The sequence below is a fragment of the Lujinxingia sediminis genome (assembly GCF_004005565.1).
Taxonomy (GTDB): domain Bacteria; phylum Myxococcota_A; class Bradymonadia; order Bradymonadales; family Bradymonadaceae; genus Lujinxingia; species Lujinxingia sediminis.
This window is the reverse complement of sequence record NZ_SADD01000001.1, coordinates 1,404,826-1,424,939: the sequence shown is the minus strand read 5'-3', so window position 1 is coordinate 1,424,939 and position 20,114 is coordinate 1,404,826. Positions and strand designations below refer to the sequence as shown.

15 protein-coding genes and 1 pseudogene are annotated in these 20,114 nt (G+C 62.0%); 15 read left to right on the top strand and 1 reads right to left on the bottom strand.

Annotation, left to right across the window (positions count from 1 at the left end; translation table 11 throughout):
* The first annotated feature begins 63 nt into the window (after positions 1 to 63).
* From EA187_RS05725 to EA187_RS05710, 4 genes are all read left to right on the top strand, one after another.
* On the top strand, positions 64 to 1,725 hold the full coding sequence (locus EA187_RS05725; protein ID WP_164856036.1) for an Hsp70 family protein: 1,662 nt from the start codon (positions 64 to 66) through the stop codon (positions 1,723 to 1,725).
* 131 nt (positions 1,726 to 1,856) lie between these two features.
* Positions 1,857 to 2,612: a hypothetical protein gene (locus EA187_RS05720; RefSeq protein WP_127779456.1), complete on the top strand. Its 756-nt coding sequence runs from the start codon at positions 1,857 to 1,859 to the stop codon at positions 2,610 to 2,612.
* Between the two features lie 12 nt (positions 2,613 to 2,624).
* On the top strand, positions 2,625 to 3,425 hold the full coding sequence (locus EA187_RS05715; RefSeq protein WP_127779455.1) for a TatD family hydrolase: 801 nt from the start codon (positions 2,625 to 2,627) through the stop codon (positions 3,423 to 3,425).
* A 102-nt stretch (positions 3,426 to 3,527) separates the two neighbouring features.
* On the top strand, positions 3,528 to 4,433 hold the full coding sequence (locus tag EA187_RS05710; RefSeq protein ID WP_206524194.1) for a tRNA threonylcarbamoyladenosine dehydratase: 906 nt from the start codon (positions 3,528 to 3,530) through the stop codon (positions 4,431 to 4,433).
* Between the two features lie 87 nt (positions 4,434 to 4,520).
* On the opposite strand, the gene EA187_RS05705 is transcribed toward EA187_RS05710, so the two are convergent.
* Positions 4,521 to 5,129: a hypothetical protein gene (locus EA187_RS05705; RefSeq protein ID WP_127779454.1), complete on the bottom strand. Its 609-nt coding sequence runs from the start codon at positions 5,127 to 5,129 to the stop codon at positions 4,521 to 4,523.
* A gap of 306 nt (positions 5,130 to 5,435) precedes the next feature.
* On the opposite strand from EA187_RS05705, the gene lepA reads away from it, so the two are divergent.
* From lepA to EA187_RS05650, 11 genes and pseudogenes are all read left to right on the top strand, one after another.
* On the top strand, positions 5,436 to 7,253 hold the full coding sequence (lepA, locus tag EA187_RS05700; RefSeq protein WP_115602480.1) for a translation elongation factor 4: 1,818 nt from the start codon (positions 5,436 to 5,438) through the stop codon (positions 7,251 to 7,253).
* Between the two features lie 21 nt (positions 7,254 to 7,274).
* On the top strand, positions 7,275 to 8,267 hold the full coding sequence (gene lepB / locus EA187_RS05695; protein ID WP_206524193.1) for a signal peptidase I: 993 nt from the start codon (positions 7,275 to 7,277) through the stop codon (positions 8,265 to 8,267).
* Positions 8,268 to 8,336: 69 nt separating this feature from the next.
* A complete protein-coding gene (locus EA187_RS05690; protein WP_115602481.1) occupies positions 8,337 to 9,269 on the top strand; it encodes an aspartate carbamoyltransferase catalytic subunit in 933 nt (310 codons plus the stop codon).
* A 19-nt stretch (positions 9,270 to 9,288) separates the two neighbouring features.
* On the top strand, positions 9,289 to 10,485 hold the full coding sequence (gene carA, locus EA187_RS05685) for a glutamine-hydrolyzing carbamoyl-phosphate synthase small subunit (protein ID WP_127779453.1): 1,197 nt from the start codon (positions 9,289 to 9,291) through the stop codon (positions 10,483 to 10,485).
* A gap of 168 nt (positions 10,486 to 10,653) precedes the next feature.
* Complete coding sequence (locus tag EA187_RS05680) at positions 10,654 to 12,918, top strand: Stp1/IreP family PP2C-type Ser/Thr phosphatase (RefSeq protein WP_115602483.1); 2,265 nt, start codon at positions 10,654 to 10,656, stop codon at positions 12,916 to 12,918.
* 87 nt (positions 12,919 to 13,005) lie between these two features.
* Positions 13,006 to 14,229, top strand: a complete 1,224-nt coding sequence (locus EA187_RS05675; RefSeq protein ID WP_127779452.1) for a hypothetical protein — start codon at positions 13,006 to 13,008, stop codon at positions 14,227 to 14,229.
* On the top strand, positions 14,222 to 14,965 hold the full coding sequence (locus tag EA187_RS05670; RefSeq protein ID WP_127779451.1) for a hypothetical protein: 744 nt from the start codon (positions 14,222 to 14,224) through the stop codon (positions 14,963 to 14,965). Before EA187_RS05675 ends, EA187_RS05670 begins: the two co-directional genes overlap by 8 nt.
* On the top strand, positions 14,958 to 16,241 hold the full coding sequence (gene eno / locus EA187_RS05665) for a phosphopyruvate hydratase (protein ID WP_127779450.1): 1,284 nt from the start codon (positions 14,958 to 14,960) through the stop codon (positions 16,239 to 16,241). The genes EA187_RS05670 and eno overlap by 8 nt, the downstream gene beginning before the upstream one ends.
* A 278-nt stretch (positions 16,242 to 16,519) precedes the next feature.
* A protein-coding gene (gene prfB, locus EA187_RS05660; RefSeq protein WP_115602487.1) for a peptide chain release factor 2 occupies positions 16,520 to 17,654 on the top strand; the annotation gives its coding sequence in 2 pieces (ribosomal slippage) (positions 16,520 to 16,579 and positions 16,581 to 17,654; 1,134 coding nt in all).
* 96 nt (positions 17,655 to 17,750) lie between these two features.
* The gene (locus EA187_RS05655) at positions 17,751 to 19,325 is read left to right on the top strand and encodes an FtsX-like permease family protein (RefSeq protein WP_164856035.1); all 1,575 of its coding nucleotides are present in this window, start codon (positions 17,751 to 17,753) and stop codon (positions 19,323 to 19,325) included.
* A pseudogene (locus tag EA187_RS05650) lies at positions 19,318 to 20,001 on the top strand (ABC transporter ATP-binding protein); the annotation flags it as partial. The gene EA187_RS05655 and the pseudogene EA187_RS05650, both read left to right, overlap by 8 nt.
* Positions 20,002 to 20,114 lie beyond the last annotated feature (113 nt).

Here is a 20,114-nt window from a genome sequence, read left to right as displayed (position 1 = left end):
GCGTGGCTCCGGCGTCTGCGGGGCCCGTAAGATGAAGTCGGACTGAACTCGCAGGAGATGCACATGTCGGAGATTGTCGCAGGGATCGACCTTGGAACCTCGAACTCCGTGATCTCGGTGGTGCTGGAGGGGGAGGCGATCGTGATCCCGGACGCGCAGGGGCGCCGCGTGCATCCGTCGATCGTTCATTTGATGACGGGCGGGCAGGCCATCGTCGGAAACGACGCGCGCCCTTATCGACTCAGCGATCCGATGAACACGGTCTTCAGCGCCAAACGTCTGATCGGGCGTCCGTACGATAGCCCCGAGATCAAGATGTTGATGGGGCTCTTCCCTTTTCCGATCATTCCGGCGGAGGACAACACGCCGCGCATCCAGGTGCAGCAGCAACTTCATCCGCCTGAGGGTATCGGCGCGCGGGTTCTGCACTATCTCAAAGGGCTGGCCGAGGACTATCTGGGGCAGCCGGTGACCCGCGCCGTGATCACGGTTCCGGCAAACTTCGATGAGGCGCAGCGGCGCGCCACGAAACGCGCCGGGGAACTCGCCGGGCTCGAAGTGCTCCGCCTGATCAATGAGCCTACCGCCGCGGCCCTGGCCTACGGTTACGGCAGTGATAGGCGCGAGCGCGTGGCGATCTACGACTTTGGCGGAGGCACCTTTGATGTGACGCTGCTGGAGCTTCGCGGCAACGTCTTTGAGGTGCTTTCCACCGCGGGGAACAGCTATCTGGGAGGGGACGACTTCGATTTTCGGCTGGTCAGTGCGATCCTCAACGCGTTTGAACGCCAGCACCACGTCGATCTCTCGGCCGATGACCTGGTGCGTCAGCGTCTGCGTGTCTACGCCGAGGAGATCAAAAAAGGTCTGAGCCAGCAGGACGCCGTGCGCATGATGATCCGTGAGACCATCCCGGGCACGGTGACCGAGCTGGAACTCGACTTCTCGCTGACCCGCGACAACTTCGAGAAACGCTGCTCCGACATCGTCGACCAGAGCCTGACAACCTGCGAAGACGCCCTGCGCAGCGCGGGGTTGCAGCGCGCGGAGATCGACCACCTGGTGCTCGTTGGAGGCTCGACGCGGGTGCCGCTGGTGCAGCGACGGGCCAGGGAGTTCTTTAACCGCGAGCCGGTGTTGGGCATTGATCCGGACGAGGTGGTCGCTGTCGGTGCTGCGGTTTTCGGCGCGTCGATGGTGCAAGAGCAGGCCGCGCCGGCACCGATGCCGGCGATTCCGGCGCTCGCAGGTTTTGAGGAGGGCATCGAGGAGCTCGATGAGAGCTGGCTCGAAGAGATCGATGCAGTCGAGCAGGGCGCTCAGGCCGGCCCGCTGCTCATCGACGTCACCCCCCACGCCCTGGGTGTGGCGACGGTCGGCGGCGTGATGGACATTATTATTGAGCGCAACGGACAACTCCCACTGGAGCGCTCCCGCTACTTCTCGACGTCGCGCGACGATCAGACCCGGGTGGTGCTTCCGATCTACTCGGGCAACAGCCGACGCATCGAGGACAATCAGCAGCTTGGCGTCTTGGAGCTGACCGACATTCCCCCGGGGCCGCGCGAAGAGGTGCAGATTGAGGTGACCTTTGAGGTCGATACCAACGGCATGCTCAGCGTCAGGGCCACCGATATGCGCACCGGGTTTAATCAATTTGCGCAGCTTTCGATCAGCGGCGACTCCCAGATCCACGACTATGACGCAAGCAACCTGTTGATGTGAGGCAGAAGCCGACTTGGGGGAATGCCCGACCGGGTGTTAAGGGTTGCGCTGGCGCTGTGTTGCAGCGCAATCGAAGTGCCGGCGCATCAGACGCCGATGACGATTCCAAACTTTAAGTTCAGGTAGTGATCATGAAAAAGGTAACGTTGGGCTCGATGGCGCTGGTTGTGGCGCTGGGCCTTGCAGGCTGCGAGGACGACCCCTTTGAGGGCGCGCCCTCGGTGAGCGCGTCGGCATCGGCCCCCTCGCAGAACGCGGGGGGAGCCGCTGCGGCGCAGGCTACACAGGGCAGCTCCGGCGGACTGGGGCCGGTCGAGGGCACGGAACTTCCACCCGGGCATCCTCCGATGGGACAGCAGGGAGGGCAGGGCGGTGAGATGATCGGGGGCGTGCCCGCGCCTCAGGTCCCGCGTATGTCGCCTCAGGAGTACGGTACGGTCGGGCCGATTCGCTGGCAGGCACCGGAAGGCTGGCAGCCCCAGCTGCCTACCAACGCGATGCGTCAGGCTCAGTATAGCATCTCCGGTGAAGCGGGGCAGGAGCCGGCCGAGCTGGTCGTTTTCTACTTCGGCCCGGGCGGTGGTGGCGGCGTGGAGGCCAACCTGGAGCGTTGGGCCGGGCAGTTTCATGACGGCCCTGCGGCGACCTTTGCCGAGCGAGAGGTTAACGGTGTGAAGGTGCACACCGTGGATGCCTCCGGGACCTACGACGCCGGTATGGCGATGGGCGGGCAGGGGCCACGCGACGCGCAGCGAATGCTGGGCGCGATCGCCGAGACCTCCCAGGGGCTTTTCTTCTTCCGCATGGTCGGGCCCAAGCCCCTGATCGACGCGAAGGCCGCAGGATTTGAGGCCTTTGTCGGCTCCTTTGAGCATGGCGAAAGCTAAAAGGGGCAGGTGATGATCGATGCGCATTGCCACCTGCATTTTGAGGCCTTTGACGCCGATCGTGACGAGGCGCTCGCACGGGCCGTCATGGCCGGGGTGCAGGGTCTTGTGGTGGCCGACTACGATCATCGCCGTCGCACCGAGCTCAAGCACATGGGCGTTCATCCCGGCGTGGCGATCTGCGCCGGGGTGCATCCCTGGGCGGTCGATGCCATGGGCGCTGACGCGCTGACTCGCGAGTTGGCGTTGCTTGAGGACGCCCTGGATGAGGAAGGTTGGGCGGCGGTCGGCGAATTCGGGCTCGACTTCGTGCGGGCGACCGAAAGGGAGGCCCGTGCGCTGCAACTTCGCGCCTGTTCTGAGCAGCTGCGAATGGCGAGAGAGCGAAAGCTCCCGGTGGTGTTGCACGCAGTGCGCTGCCACAGCACGCTCCACGATCTGCTGCGACGAGAGGGGTCCTCTCCGGCCGGCGGGATCATGCACGGTTACAGTGGGTCGGCGCGCCAGGTGCCGCTTTTTTTGATGCACGGCCTCGATATCTCAGTGGGAGGTCGTCTGGCTCGAAATCCCGAGAAACTTCGAGCGGTTGTCCAACAGGTGCCGCTCGAACGGATGCACCTGGAGACGGATTGCCCCGATGGTCCGACTCCAGGTCAATCGGCACACGAGCGCTCCGAGCCCGCAGATCTTTTTGAGGTGGCCAGGGCGGTTGCCGCCGCGCTTCACCAACCTCCCGAGCGGCTCGTAGCGCGGTGCTCCGAGAACACTCGCCGGCTCTTTCGCCTCGACGGCACGCTCAGCTCCGATGCTTAAGTGTTGAGCTTCTCGCGTAAAGTGCGTAATTTGCGCGCCTCGATTCGGGCCTCGCAGCCGAGGTCTGTTGGTCGCCTTCCCCCCGAGCAGTGAGAAACGACGATGAGCTGTCCCATCGATGGTTTGAGCGTAGACGAACAAAACCAGCCGGATGACGCCGGTACGGTGGTCTTCGAGGGCCGCCCGATGAAGTCTTGGGCGTTGCACCGGCGCTGGGATCGCGCCGGCCGCCTCCTGGGTGAAGACGCCATGGAGCGTCTCTATGGCTCACACGTCATGATCTTCGGGCTTGGCGGCGTGGGAAGCTACACCGCCGAGAGCCTGGCACGCACCGGTCTGGGCAAGCTCACGCTGGTGGACTTCGACCGCGTCTGTGGCACCAACACCAACCGTCAGCTTCACGCCATGAAAGGGACCTTCGGTAAGTGGAAGGCTGACTTGATGGCCGAGCGCTGCTCTCTGATTAATCCGGAGGCAACCGTCGTCGGGAGGCGAGCCTTTTACCACGAGGCCACCAGCGAGTCGTTTTTGAGTCAGCGACCGGACTTTGTGGTCGATGCCATCGATAACGTCAGCGCCAAAGTTCATCTGCTGGTTTCGTGCCTTGAACAAGGCATCCCGGTGGTCTCATGCATGGGGGCGGCCGGTAAGCTCGATCCGACTCGCATTGAGGTCACGGATCTGTCGCGCACCAAAGGCGATCCGCTGGCGCGCGCGGTGCGTAAGATCATGCGTCAGCGCGGCGTGCTCTCCGGTAATAAACGCATGGGGATTCCCACGGTCTACAGCAGCGAGACGCGCCATGAGCCGCAGTCGCTCAGCTACGATGGCACCTCCGGCTTTCGTTGCATCTGTCCGACCAAAGGAAACGATCTGCACTCCTGTGAGCACCGTAATCTGATCGAAGGCACGGTGAGCTTTGTGACCGGAAGTTTCGGTATGTTGGCAGCCTCCGTGGTGGTGCGAGAGCTGACCGGTGCGCTTGATGCGCAGGCGGCCGCGGAGTAGGGCGCGTAGCGAAGGGGGCAGGATCAAAAAAACGGGGCCGCTCCACTGCGGCCCCGTTGGGGGTTTCATGCCTGATGATGGACGGCTTCAGCGAGCCTGCCAGGTGTCGGCCTGCCCATCGCCATCGGTATCTCGCCCCACTCGGGTCAGGACGCCCTCCTCGTAGAACTCCCAGTAGTCGATGCGCTCATCGGCATTCTCATCCTTCTCGACCCGGATGAGGGTCCCATCAGAGTAGTGCCGCGTGGTGCCCACGCGACCACTTTCGGCTTCGATAAGCTCTTTACGGGTAAGTTTGCCGCCGTCGAAGTAGAGGATGGAGTCGACCTTGCCATCGAGATCCACGTCGAGCTCCTCGGAGCGCACGGTGTTGGCCTCATTGAAGATCCGGCGCACATTGATGTTGCCATCGCCGTTGGCATCGATCTCCAGCTTGACCAGGCGACGCCGGGTCAGGGAGGGATCTTCCGGGTCGGAACTCTCTTCAAAGTATTTGAGGACGTCGGCGACGCCGTCGCCGGTCGAGTCGTAGCGTTCGACGATCTGGCCTTCGTCGTTTCGGGAGCGGGAGAAGTTCGCCGCACCCAGCTCGGCCATATCCCGCTCGGCGGAGTCGTCGGAGCCGCAGCCGGCAGTGCCCAGTGCCATCAATGTCGCCAGGAGTGTGGACGCCAGCAGATTTCGAGTCATCGTCATTATCACTCATCTTTAAGGAAGCCGGAGGCGAAGATCGGAGGCTGTGTGGCCCAAAAAGCCACGTTCAGGCGTTAAAAAGGTTCCGACATGTCGCAGGGCAGCATGGAAGTTTAGCGCTTCGGTGTCAAAGTTAACCAGACCGGCGACTCGGGCCGCTTACCTTGCCTCGGCTCGCGCGCTGAGCTATGAAGCCGCCCCGGGAGCCGCGCGCGCTGGCGTCGGTCGTCAGCGAGCTGACGTCGGGAAGGATGATTCCTTCCGACCCGTTAGAGCAGTGTCACTTTTTGAAGAAGGCCAAGAGCGTCCATGGCGAAGCGTTCAATCGACCAGTCTAAAATCCGCAACTTCTCCATCATCGCGCACATCGACCACGGCAAGTCGACGCTGGCCGACCGCATTCTTGATGAGACCCAGGCCGTCAGCGATCGCGAGAAGAAGGCCCAGTTCCTCGATAACATGGACCTGGAGCGTGAGCGCGGCATTACGATCAAGAGTCAGGCGGTGCGCCTGTACTACACCGCCGATGATGGCGAGGAGTATCTGCTCAACCTCATCGACACCCCCGGGCATGTTGACTTCAACTATGAGGTCTCCCGCAGTCTGGCGTGTTGTGAGGGGGCGATCCTTGTGGTGGATGCCGCGCAGGGCGTCGAGGCGCAGACCGTGGCCAACGTGTATCTGGCCATCGATAATGATCTGGAGATCGTACCGGTTCTCAACAAAATCGATCTTCCCTCGGCCGATCCCGATCGGGTCAAAGAGGAGATCGAGGATGTCATCGGCCTTGATGCCAGCGAGGCCGTTTTGGCCAGCGCGAAAAGCGGCATCGGCATCAAAGAGACGCTCGAAGCCGTCGTTCAGCGGATCCCGCCTCCCCAGGGAGACCCTCAGGCCCCGCTGCGTGCATCGGTCTTTGACAGCTGGTTTGATCCCTACCGCGGCGTCATCAACATGATCCGAATCGTCGAGGGTGAGCTTCGCCCGGGCATGGAGATCATGTGGATGGCCACCGGTGCGCGCAGTGAAGTCACCCAGATCGGTGTCTACAGCCCTACGGCGCTTCCCGTCGACAGGCTGGGGCCGGGAGAGGTCGGTTTTGTTATCGCGATGATTAAGGAAGTCGACCAGGCCAAGGTCGGCGACACGATCACCGATGCGAAACGGCCCGCGGCCGAAGCGCTCCCGGGTTTTAAAGACGTCAAGCCGACGGTCTTCTGCGGGATCTTCCCGACCAACTCCAAAGATTACGACGAGCTGCGCGACGCGCTCGATAAGCTGGTGCTCAACGACGCCTCAATCACCTACGAGCCGGAGACCAGCCAGGCGCTGGGCTTCGGCTTCCGCTGTGGCTTTCTGGGGCTTCTGCACATGGAGATCATCCAGGAGCGCCTGGAGCGCGAGTTTGATCTCGATCTTATCACCACGGCTCCTTCGGTCGTCTACCAGGTGATCACCTCTGAGGGGGAGACGCTGATGGTGGAGAACCCCAGCGACTTGCCGGAGACGCAGTTCATCGAGCGCATCGAAGAGCCCTTCATCATGGCGACCATCCACGTGCCGCCGGAGCATGTGGGCCCGGTCATCGGGCTGTGTGAGGAGCGGCGCGGTACGCAGTCTGACCTTCGTTACTCGGGGGCCAACCGTATTATCCTCAAGTACGAAATGCCGATGAGTGAGGTGGTCTTTGACTTCTTTGACCGTCTTAAGTCGGTTTCGCGGGGCTATGCCAGCTTTGAGTACGAGATGATCGGCTTTAAGAAGGGCGATATGGTCAAGCTCGACTTGATGGTGAACGGCGAGCCTGTGGACGCGCTCAGCGTGATCGTACACCGCGACTTTGCCTACAATCGCGGGCGAATGTTGGCCAAGAAACTCAAAGAGGTCATCCCGCGTCAGATGTTTGAGGTGGCGCTGCAGGCGGCGATCGGTAACCGTGTGATCGCCCGAGAGACGGTCAAGGCGTTCCGTAAAAACGTCACCGCGAAGTGTTACGGCGGAGATATCAGCCGTAAGCGCAAGCTCCTCGAGAAGCAGAAAGAGGGCAAAAAGCGCATGAAGCAGGTCGGCAACGTTGAACTGCCCCAGGAGGCTTTCCTGGCGGTTCTTCGCGTCGATGAGGGTTAAGCCAGCGTGAGGTAAGGTTCGGTGAGCAGGCAAAACGATAAGGCGCAGATCATCGACGACGCCCAGGAGCTGGTGCGCGAGACTCAGCTGCGTCTGGACCGTGCACGTAAGCTGCCCGACGAGGCGCGCTATCGCCTTCAGGAAGAGCTGAACGCGCTTCGTCAAGGTATGAAGCGCGAGGATCTGGAGTATGTCGAAGAGGTCAGCCAGACGGTGCGTCAACTCGCCGACGAGCATCTGGCCGGAATCTCCGTCAAGCCCGCCTGGCAGGAGTATGCCGAGACGGTGGGGCTGGCGATCTTGTGCGCGCTGGTGCTGAGGGCCTTTTTCTTCGAGGCGTTTAAGATTCCCAGCGGTTCGATGGAGCCCACGCTTCTCAAAGGCGATCATCTCTTCGTCAACAAGATCCGCTACGGGATTCGCGTACCCTTTACGACGACGTTTTTGATGCGTTTTGCCGAGCCGCAGCGTGGCGAGGTGGTGGTCTTTCGCTTTCCCTCCGAGGAGGCGCGAGAGCATGTGCGCAAACGCCGTGAGGAGGCCGCAGCCAAGGGTGAAAAAGCCGTCGAGTGCATCCTCAACTTCGATGAAAAGGACTTCATCAAACGCATCGTTGGCCTGCCTGGCGATGTCGTGGAGGGGCGCGGTGCGCAGCTTCTGGTCAATGGGGAGGCCGTGGATCGCACGCCGATTCGACGTGGTCCGGTTCCCGATCGCTCCGGTCGTACGGCGTATTACTACCTGGAGACGCTCGGGGACGCGACGCATCAGATCCGCGAAGATAGTCCTCCGGGCTATGATGAGGGTCACGACTTCGGCCCGATCACCGTTGCAGAAGGGCACTTCTTTGCCATGGGCGACAACCGCGACAACTCCGCGGACAGCCGTTGCTGGGGGCAGGTGCCGCTGGATAACATCAAGGGCCGCGCCATGATCATCTGGCTCTCGCTGGAAGATGGGCAGACCGGAGAGCCAGGCATACGCTGGGATCGTTTCGGGATGGCGATTGAGTAGAGCATAGTCTTGACCATAGCGAGGCTCCGCCCGTGACATCCTGAGGAGCCCGAGACGCCGGGAGCGACGATGAACTTGATTGGACTAAAAGACCTGTCGAGCCACCAGATGATCGCGCTTCTGGATGCTTCCGAGCGCTTCCTCGATGAGGAAGGGCGAGTCTTCACCCCACCAGAATCTGCGCAGCTGCTGAGCGGACGTACCTTTGCGTTGCTCTTTCTGGAACCGAGCACGCGCACCCGGGCGAGCTTCGACCTGGCGATTCAGCGCCTGGGGGGGCGGTCGGTGACGGTCAACGGCGAGGGAAGCAGCGTTGAGAAAGGGGAGTCTGCCGCGGACACCTGCCGAACGCTGGCGGCGATGGGGGTCGATGGGCTGGTGGTTCGACATCATGACCGCCATCTGCCCCAGGTGCTCAGTGAGCGGATACGCATTCCGGTGATCAATGCGGGCAATGGCAGTGGGGAGCATCCCACCCAGGGACTGCTCGACGCGCTGACATTGCGCCGGCACTTTAAAACAGGTCAGCAGCTTGGCGGTCTGAAGATCGCGATCATCGGCGACATCGTGCACAGTCGTGTGGCGCGAAGTGATGCGCACATCTTCTCGGAGCTCGGGGCCGAGGTGATGATCGCCGGACCGAAGATGCTGCTTCCTACCGACGAACAACTTGTCGGATGGCCGGTGCAGGTATCAACCTCGCTCAAAGAGGCCCTGCGTTGGGCGGATGCGGTTGTGGTACTTCGGGTTCAGCAGGAGCGCCTGCGCAGCTCGGTGGTTGACCCACACCGCTACGCTCTGGATTGGGGTATCGACCCGACGGTCGTTGAGCAGTATATGTCGCCGTCGACGGTGATTCTGCACCCTGGTCCTGTGATCCGGGGGGTGGAACTCGCCGACCCGGTTATCGAGAGTCCCCAAAGCCTGATCTGGCAGCAAGTGACCTACGGAGTCGCGGTGCGCCAGGCGGTGATTGCAGCGTATTTTGGACGGCAAACGTAGTACGCCTAAGGAGCAGCAGTTGAAGCAGTCGCGACCCAGATTAACGTCGCTCTCGGGGCGCAGCCCCGCGATTCTTGTGCTGGAAGACGGCACCTGTTTTGAAGGGCTGAGCGCTGGTGCGCCCGGTTCCACGGTGGGAGAGGTGGTCTTCAATACCAGCATGTCGGGCTATCAAGAGATCGCCACCGACCCGTCTTACCGCGGGCAGCTCATCACCTACACGATGCCTCATATCGGCAACTACGGGGTCAATGCGCTCGACAACGAGTCGGTGGGGACGCAGGCCGCTGGCATCATCGTGCGCTCGCTCTCACGGCGCGCCAGCAATCAGCGAAGCGAGCAGGGTTTTGAGGACTGGCTTGTTGAGCGCGGCGTGGTGGGCATCTGTGAGGTTGATACCCGTGAGTTGACGCGCAGGCTTCGGCAGGGCGGCGTGGGGCTGGCAGCGATCGTGCACGACGCCACCGCGCAGGATAGCGCGGCCGCGCTGGAGCTTATCGCCGCGCACCCGGGCTATGGTAGCGTCGACTATGTAAGTGAAGTTGCCACAACGCGCGCGCTTCGCGTGAGCGCTGAAGACGCCTGGCAAAGCCCCCTGAAGCTGACACCTGCAGATGCTGCGGAGCAGGAGCACAGCGATGGCCCGCATGTGGTCGTGATGGACTTCGGGGTGAAGTTCAGCATTTTGCGTCATCTGCTCGCCCGCGGCATGCGCGTCACGCTGATGCCGCGTGATGCGGATCGTGCCGCGGTTGAGGCGCAGCGCCCCGATGGCGTGCTCTGGTCCAATGGGCCGGGGGATCCGGATAAAATGGAGCCCTTTATCGCCGGGGTGCGTGAGCTCAGCGAGCGCTACCCGACCATGGGCATCTGTCTGGGGCATCAGCTTCTGGCCAAGGCCTTCGGTGGCGAGACGTTCAAGCTGGGTTTCGGGCACCGTGGTCCAAATCAGCCGGTTCAGAATCAGCGTGATAAGAGCGTGGCGATGACCAGTCAGAACCACGGCTACGCGGTTCGCCGTGAGAGTTTCCCCGAGGAGCTGGAGATCACCCACGTGAACATCAACGATGACACAATCTCCGGGTTCTCACACCGTCACCTTCCGGTGCACGCGGTGCAGTACCATCCGGAGGCGGGGCCTGGTCCCAACGACGCGACCTCCTTTTTTGACGACTTTGCCCGGGAGCTTGCCGGGCGCCACGCCTCCGGGACGTGAAGGTGCAGCGAAAGCACGCGACTTCTTCGCTATGTGTTGCGATCGGGTCGAGCTGCGGCGTGAACTCGCCTGGCGGCAAAAAAGCCAACTGGCCTGATGATGAATCAACAACTTTGGGTTATGATGCGCCCGATCGATCGCCCCGCGCGACATAGTTGAGGAGCCACCATGGAATTGCGGTTCTGGGCCGCTACGGACACCGGGCGCGTCCGCGACCATAACGAAGATAACTTCCTGGTCGACAAGCGTCTGCAACTCTTCGTGGTCTGCGACGGCATGGGAGGCCATGCCGCCGGCGAGGTCGCCAGCGCGGTGTGCGTGCGCACGGTGCGTGAAGTGATCGCCGGAGCCGGAGACCTTCTGGGACATCTTCAGGAAGCCCCGGATGATGCGCAGGTTCAGCAGGCGACCGTCGAGCTTTTGCGTCAGGCGGTTAAAAGCGCTAACGCGCGTATCTTCGAGATGGCTCAGCAGGATCCCAGCCGGCGAGGCATGGGCACGACCTGCTCTGCGCTGCTTATCAGCGGCGCGCACGGTTTTGTGGGCCACGTCGGCGATTCTCGCCTCTACCGGGTTCGCGAGGGGGGCGTCGAGCAGATCACCATGGATCACTCCCTGCTCAACGAGATGATCCGTCAGGGCAAACTGCCCCCCGACACCAAAGAGCGCGACTTTCCGCACAACAATGCGGTCACGCGTGCGGTGGGCGTTCGAGAATTCGTGGAGGTTGACGCCTTTGACTTCAGTATTGAGGCGGGCGACCGGATGATGATGTGCTCCGATGGCCTCAGTGGCTACTTCGAGGAGGAGATCGACGTCCTTGATATGACCTCGGGCGAAGTTCTCGAGGACATCATTACGCGCTGCATCGACTTCGCCAATGAGAGCGGTGGAAAGGACAACATCACCGTGATCGTGGTGGACGCGGTCGACGCTGAGGCAGAGCAGGGTGATGTTGCGCCGGTGCTCGAGATGTTGCGCAACACACCGTACTTCCACTATCTGGCGGTCAACGAGCTCGAACACATCCGGCGCCTTGGCGAGGTCGTCGAGGTTCAGCCCGAGGCTATTGTGACGTCGCCGGAGAACGTGACCCACAGCCTCTTTGTGATTTTGCGGGGATCGGTCTCGTTGCATCTCGATGGTCAACGCATCAGCGTGCTGACCGCCGGGGAGCATTTTGGCGAGATGGCGCTCATTGACGCCCAGGATGACAGTGATAACCGCCTTCGGGTGCAGGCGCTGGAGCCGACCACACTCTTTGCAATCGCGCGCGATGATTTTATGGGGATCTTGCGCAGCGCGCCGGGGCTGGCCATCAAGCTGCTCTGGAACTTCGTGCAGGTCTTTGCGGATCGTCTTCAGGGGGTACCGGCTGAATACCGCTTTAGCCCCGATCAGTGGCGTGAAGATCCCGATGCTGCCGTTGATTTTACGCCGCCCTCCGGCTCTCTTGTGTTCACCGACGACATCAAGCGCATCGTCGAACGAAGTGAAGCGGCCGAGGTCATGGACGACGACGTCGAGGCATCCCCGGTGTCCGAGCACGACGAGGAGACGCGGGAGTACGACCGTTTGCCCGTGGACGACGGGCGTCTGACGGCATCTCTGGGGGAGTGGGACGGCTCCGACGCCAGCTGGGGAGATGAGGCCAGTGAGGATGAACCCACGAACGATGCGTGGGATGATCTTCCGCCCGAGGCAGTGGCGCATCGGCCTACCGTTCGTCTCTCTCCGATGCGCGATGACGAATCGCCAGCGGGCGCGGCGTTTCAGGGGGCGAGTGTCGATGGTGACACTACCCTTAGCCCCTGGGAAACGCCCGAAGTGCAGGAGCGCAACGCGTCGGACGACTGGGTGATCGGTGGCATTGACGAGGAGGGCGACGACGCTCTCGACGATGACGCCGGCGTCGTAGGGTCCGTGAGCTTTGGTGCTCCCCGTAGAGGAGAGCCCGAGGAGGATCTTCGCGCGACGATTCAGCTGGATCGCCCCCTCTCTCGGGCAGAGATCGAAGCGACAACGGGACCGGTATTGGAAGGGAATGCGCCGGAGCCGGTTCAACCCTCCTGGAAGCCCGGTGGCGATGACGTTGATGCGGCCGATGATCTTGGAAAGACCGTCGATATCGATGCCGACCTCGCTCGCCTACGCTCGTTGCGCGCCGAATCGGCTCTGGATTTGAAGGAGCGACTGCGCCAGCGTATGAAGACCCGGACAACGCCGGTGCCCGGGCTGGCCGCAGCGGTCGAGGTGCCTGCTTCGGAGGTTCCTCAGGAGGCCGCACCACAACCCGAGCCTAACACCTCAGCGTTGGCCGGAGAGGTCGAGGTACGTAGTACGCCATCACGACGTAAGTCCGAGCCGACTCCAGAAGCCAAGGTGATGATTTCACCCGAGCTGATGGGCCTGGTTGATGACGACGAGAGTTAAGGGTTTGAACGAATCCATCCGCTGTTCAGGCGGGACCCAAGGCGCGAGCCACGCGCTCTAACACCAACTCCACGACGGCGCCATTGTATGGATACACGCACAATTCTTCAGATCGTATTGGGGGTGGTCATCGCGCTGATCCTCGTGGTTGGCGGGCTTATGGTCGTCGCGCTGACGGGGGATGCCGAGACGGTGATCGTCGAGCAGGCTGTGGCCGAGCAGCGCGAGGTCAGGGAGCGAAAGAATCCCTGGGCTGACCAGGGAGAGGCCGCGATTGCGCTGGTGCAGCGCTCACGTGTGAAAGGCGTGGAGCCCGGCGAAGATGGTGAAGAGGTCGCGGACACGGTCGGCAAGCTCGTCGCCAGCGATAGCTTTGTGAAAGAAAAACTTAAAATCACCGGCGCTGAGCCCGCGGGCTGGCAGGCGCAGTGGTGGGGCGAGACGAAGTTCGGACCTTCGTTTTTTCTGGTGCGCTACGCCTTTCAGGACGCCAACATCCGCATCGGACCGGCCTGGCTTGTGGATCTGAAAACGCAGAAAGTGGTGCCGAAGAACGTACTCGCGCAGGTCGCCAGCGACCCCGAAAAGGGCGAGGGCTCGAAGTACTACGACAAGGCCGCGCAGGTCGTCTCGGCGATGACCAACCACCGTTTCCCGGCCGGGATTAATCTGGGCGGCGCGCTGCTGCTCTACTTCGATCAGCGGGAGAGCTCTGGCGAGGGAGATACCGTGCTCGGATGGACCATCGACCACGATCGCGACAACCTCTTTCGCGCCTACTTTCAGTGGACGGAGGGCGGAGAGCAGACCTACGCAGAGTTCGAATTCGACTTCGATAAGCGGGCTCTTCGCGCGGTCAATCTTCAGGCGGCCCAGATCATGCGGGTGGGCGAGGAGTTTGAGCCTACGGACCGCGTCAGCATCATGCCGGGCACCTACGATCCGAAGCAGCGAGTCGCCTCCAACCGCTGGCTTGGGCCAGCGCGTACCCAGTGTGGTCAGCCCCGCCACCGCGATGGATGCAAGGCGCTGGCGACCCTGCTCGATCAGTCGGACCTGATCGAGACGCTCGAGTGGATGCTGACTGCGCAGGCGGACACTGCGGAGGCGTTTGAGACGTGTAAGGAAGAGCGCAAATGCCGCTGGATGCCGGAGGTGCGTGGCGAGGGCGTCTACCGCATCAAGTACGTCTACAACCTGGATGGAAACGAGCAGACGATCGCCTGGGACGTCAATCTGCGTAAAGACGAGGTAGATGCGGCCGATCGGGTCAGTCAGCTCTCGCAGCGGGCGGTGAATCCGCGTGGCTAATCCGAGTGAGATGGATCTTCCTGAGAGGCGTTTTGCGCAGCTGGAGCGACAGGTCTTAAAGGCGCTCTTTGCTGAGCCTCCAACCTCCGGCGACGCCGTCCGTGTGGCTGTCTTTGGTGAGGATGGCGAGCAGCCGGTTCGCTACTACATTTACGCCGATGTGCTCGCAGAGCTGACCAAAGCGGCGCGCTATCGAGAGCAACGTGCGGTGGCTATTTTGCTCGGCCATTTCGCGTTGGATGGTAACGGTGCTTTTGTCGAGGTGACGGCCTTTGAGGGGCTGGTGTACCTCTGGGAGAAGGGCGACGGTGGCGATGCGTTGAAGCGAGGCGTCACCGAGCAACTGGCGGCCTTGGTCCGACGGGAGGAGCCAGGGAGCCCCCGCAGGCACGTGGTCGGGATGTTCTGGTCGGAGCCTGGAAGCGACGCGCTACTTACGGAAGACGCGGCGCGGGAGCATCTCACCTATTTCAATCTTCCCTTTCAGGCGGTTCTTGTCTGTGATGGGGAGGGTGGACAGGTTGGCCTCTACGCGCGAGGACCGCGCCAGAAGTTTTTCAACGCGGCGATTCATCTGGTCAGCGCCCGGGAGCAGCCCGGCGAAGAAAGTGCCGCGCGGCACGAGGCCACCCCCGAAACTTCGAAGACGACGACCTATCTTGAGAGTGATGAGGGGGGCTCCGCAGGCGGGGCTATCCCGACGTACAACTTGGAGACTGAGGAACGACATGACTGATATTGTGGATATCGTAGCCCGTGAAATTCTCGACAGCCGCGGAAACCCCACGGTGGAGTGCGACGTCTATCTGGAAAGCGGAGCGATGGGGCGCGCCGCGGTGCCCAGTGGTGCGTCGACTGGCGAGCACGAGGCCATTGAGCTTCGTGATGGCGACCAGGATCGCTACCTGGGTAAGGGGGTTCAGCAGGCGGTGGAAAACATCCACGACGAGATCGCCCCGGAACTCATCGGGGAAGACAGCGCGAACCAGCGACGCATCGACGATATTTTGCTCGGTCTGGATGGCACTGAAAACAAAAGCCGCCTGGGAGCCAACGCCCTGCTGGCGGTGAGTCTGGCCTCGGCCTACGCCGCCTCCGACGCGCTGGGGTTGCCTCTGTATCGCTACATCGGTGGTCTGAAGGCCACGGTGATGCCGGTGCCGATGATGAACATCATCAACGGTGGCTCCCATGCGGATAACAGCGTTGATATTCAGGAGTTTATGGTCATGCCCGTGGGGGCCGGCTCGTTGACCGAGGCGGTACGTTGCGGTGCGGAGATTTTCCATGCGCTCAAGAGCGTGCTCAAGGGGCAGGGCTATTCGACCTCGGTGGGCGATGAGGGAGGGTTTGCCCCCAACCTCAAGAGCAACCGCGAGGCGCTCGATCGTATCATGGAAGCCATCGAGAAAGCTGGCTACAAAGCGGGCGAAGACGTGGTGCTGGCGCTGGACTGCGCTGCCAGCGAGTTTTTCGACAAGAGCTCCAAGACTTACAAGCTCGCCGGGGAGGGGCGGGAGCTCGATGTGGCGAAGATGATCGACTTCTACGAGGAACTCGTCAGCGCCTATCCCATCGTCAGCATCGAAGACGGTCTCGATGAGAATGACTGGGCGGGTTGGAAGGCGCTTACCGATCGTCTGGGCAAGAAGGTGCAGCTGGTCGGCGATGATCTTTTTGTGACCAACACCCAGACGCTTGCGCGCGGCATTGAGCAGGGCGTGGGGAACTCGATTCTGATCAAGGTCAATCAGATCGGCACGCTCAGCGAGACGCTTGATGCGGTGGAGCTTGCGCATCGCAACGGCTACACCGCCGTGATCAGCCACCGCTCCGGTGAGACCGAAGATACCACCATCGCGCACCTCGCGGTGGCTACGGCCAGCGGGCAGATCAAGACCGGGAGCCTTTCGCGCTCGGACAGGGTCGCCAAGTACAACGAGCTCATCCGCATCGAGGAGCAGCTCGGTGCGACGGCGAGCTACCCGGGAGCGTCGATCTTCGGCAAGTAAGCTCGGAGCTGCATGGATGTATCGCGAAGCGATGCACCAGCGAGCGCCGCCTGCGCCCGGAGCGCAGGCGGCGCTCGTGCGTTTTGCGGGGATGAACGTCGGGTGAAGCGTTGTTCTTGGACGGAATGTCCCGAGGCATGGGACGCCTGATTGACAGGTCGAAAGCCCGCGCGCTACAACCGCCCGGCCGCCGAAGGTGGCGAATTTTCGGGCGATGCGCCCCTTTTGATAACACACCTACCCACGCGCACTGCGCGTGGCGATATGGAGGTCATGCCATGACCCGTGAAGAGATCCGATCCAGTATCAGCGATCTTCGTCAACGGCTGGTTGAGCTCGGGAGGTATCTTTGACCTGGCTCAAAAGAAAGCCAGGATCGAAGAACTCGATGCGATAAGCCAGGACCCGGAGTTCTGGAACGATGCCGAGCGCGCTCAGACGACGATGAAGGAGCGCGGGGAGCTGGTTGATGTGATCGAGCGCTATGAGACGCAGCTCGAACGTCTGGATGAGGCGGAGCTCTACCTGGAGCTTGCGGCTGAGGCCGACGGTGATCCGCAGACCCTGGCGGATGCCGGTGAGCTGATCACCGAAACGCGAAGCGCGGTTCAGACTCTGGAGACGCGCCGGATGCTCAGCGGTGAGCACGACGACCACAACGCCTTTGTTTCGATCAACGCCGGAGCCGGGGGAACCGAGAGCCAGGACTGGGCCTCGATCCTCTTGCGGATGTACCTGCGCTACGTCGAGCAGAAAGGCTGGCAGGTGGAAGTCACCGACCAGCAGGCTGGCGATGAGGCCGGTATCAAGAGCGCCGACCTGCACGTCACGGGTGATTTTGCCTTCGGTCATCTGAAGGCCGAGGCCGGTGTGCACCGCCTGGTGCGCATCAGCCCCTTCGACAGCGCGAAACGTCGACATACGAGCTTTGCGGCGGTCTCGGTTGCCCCGGAGATCGATGACGACATTGAGATCGAGATTAACGATAGCGATCTGCGCATCGACACCTACCGTGCCTCCGGTGCGGGCGGTCAGCACGTTAACCGAACCGACTCGGCGGTGCGTTTTACGCACATTCCCACCGGCATTGTCGTGGCGTGTCAGAATGAGCGCTCGCAGCACAAAAACCGTGCTACCGCGATGAAGATGCTTCGCGCCAGGCTCTATGAGCGTGAGATGCAGGAGCGTCGCGATAAGGCCGCCGATGAGCACGCTGAGCAGAAGGATGTGGCCTTCGGTAGCCAGATTCGCTCCTATGTGCTGCACCCCTACAAGCAGATCAAAGATGTTCGCACCGGCTACACCGAGGGCAACGTCGACAGGGTGCTTGATGGCGGGCTCGATCCCTTTGTGGAGGCGTACCTGCTGAAAGCGGGCGGGCAGTCCGAGGGTGATGAAGGGGCCGAAGCATAAGAAGTGCCCGGGCGCAGCCGCGGAATCAACGCGGCTGCGCTCCGGTTGGAGCCGCTCGGGTGTGCTCTCCTCGTCGATGCCCGCAACGGGATGCTGATGTCTTATGAAAGCTTCGTCGGCCGTCGTTATCTGATGGCCAAACAGCGCAGCCGCGTCGTCTCGATCATTACTCTGATCGCGGTCAGCGGTGTGGCGTTGGGCGTGACGGCGCTGATCGTCGTGCTCAGTGTGATGGGCGGCTTTCGCGCCGACCTCACCAGTAAAATTGTGGGGGCGAAGGCCCACGTGGTCATTCAGCAGCCGGATTTCGGCCCGCTTGATGACGCCAACGCAGTGGCCGACCGTGCTCTGGAGGTTGAGGGCGTTGTGGGAGCCTCACCGTTCGTCGAGAGCGAGGTGATGGTCTCCTCGCCGACGAACTTAAGCGGCGTGGTGCTTCGCGGCATTGACGTCGATCGGGTGGGCACGGTCACCGACCTTCTGGAGACGTTGGAGAAGGGGGAACTCGCAAACCTGCGCGATTCCCGTGCGATGATGGAGCGCATTGAGAAGGAGCGCGACGAAGAGCTGGAGGTTCTGCTCGACCGTCTCGATAAAGAGACCAAGGAGCTGCGCGATAGCATCGATGAAAAGCGGGGCGCCACGGGCATCAGCGATGACTTCATGCCTGCGCCCGATGATGCGTTGCCTCCGCTCATTGACCTGGACAACCTCAGTGATGAAGCGCCGCAGGACGAGGTCGCAGGGGAGGGCTTTATGCCCCCGCTTTTCGATGACAGCGGAGCCGAAGACTGGGAGTTGCCGCCTTTGCCGGGAGAGGAGGGGGCGGAGAACGATGAAGGGATGCCGGGCCTCTTCGATGATGCCTCGCGGGATGAGGGGCGTCTTCCGGGGTTGATCATAGGTACGGAGCTTGCGACCTCGCTTCAGGTGCGTCTGGGCGATGAGGTCAATGTGGTCACGCCGCGTGGTGAGATGGGGCCTTCGGGGCCCATCCCACGCAGTCGGCCCTTCCGCATCGTGGGGGTCTTCTACAGCGGGATGTACGAGTACGACGCCAACGCGGCGTTCACCTCGCTCGCTGATGCCGCGCGCCTGCTCGATTTTGAGGGGGCCACCGGTGTGGAGCTTCGCACCGCTGATGTTGAGGAGGTCCTGGCGGTCGGTGAGCGTCTGCGCGAGGTGTTTTCGCCCGAGCTTCGTGTGATGGACTGGCAGCAGATGAACAGCAGCCTCTTTTTTGCGCTCAAGCTCGAGAAGATCGCGATGTTCCTCGTGCTGATCTTCATCATCCTGGTCGCGAGTTTCAGCATCGTGGCGATGCTGATCATGATCGTCATCGAGAAGGCCCGCGAGATCGCCATCCTCAAGTCGATGGGGGCCAGTGACGGCGGGATCATGAGGATTTTCATGTACCAGGGGGTGGTGATCGGAGCGGTGGGCGCGGCGGCTGGCCTGGGGATGGGGCTCTTGATCTGTTACCTGCTCCAGACCGTGGGGCTGCCGCTGGACTCCGAGGTTTATTATATCTCGACCCTTCCGGTTGAGGTCGATCGCCTGGAGGTTGTGGCGGTGGTGTTGAGCACCATCCTGATCAGCTTTCTGGCCACATTGTATCCATCGTACCAGGCCGCGAAGATGCGACCGGTAGAGGGGCTTCGTTATGACTGAGACGACGACCACCACACCGCTGATCGAGCTGAAGAGCATCAGCCGTCGCTTTGAGCACCGCGGCCAGCAGCTTGACGTGCTCCGGGACCTGAACTTTCGGATTTTCCCGGGCGATCAGGTCGCGATTATGGGTCCGAGTGGCGCGGGCAAGAGCACGCTTCTGCAGCTCCTGGGCACGCTTGATGCCCCGACCACCGGGACGATGCTTTTTGACGGGGAGGACGTGTTCGCGCGCAGCTCCAGCGGGCTTGCGCGTTTTCGCAACGAGCAAGTCGGCTTTGTGTTTCAGTTTCATCACCTGCTGCCCGAGTTCACGGCGCTGGAGAATGTGATGATGCCCGGACTTATCGGGCGGATGCGCAAGGGTGAGGCCGAAGCGCGGGCGATGGAGCTGTTGGAGAAGGTCGGGCTTAAAGATCGTGTGCAGCATCAGCCCGGCGAGCTCTCCGGTGGGGAGCAGCAGCGTGTGGCCATTGCGCGGGCGCTCTTTAAGAAACCCCGGCTCCTGCTGGCCGACGAGCCCACGGGCAACCTTGACCTTAAGACCGGCGCTGGGATACACGCCGTCTTGCGTGAGCTCAATGAGAGCACCGGCGTCACCGTGGTGGTGGTTACCCACGATCCGAACCTGGCCGAGACCATGCCCATTCGTGTTCTGGTGGACCAGGGGCAGCTCATCCCTCAGATCCCGGGTGATGGACGGCTTCAGGGGCGTGTCTCCGATGAGCTGATTGATCAGACGCCCCGAGACCCGCGCCAGGTTGCCGTGGTGGCGGACGCATCCGGCGG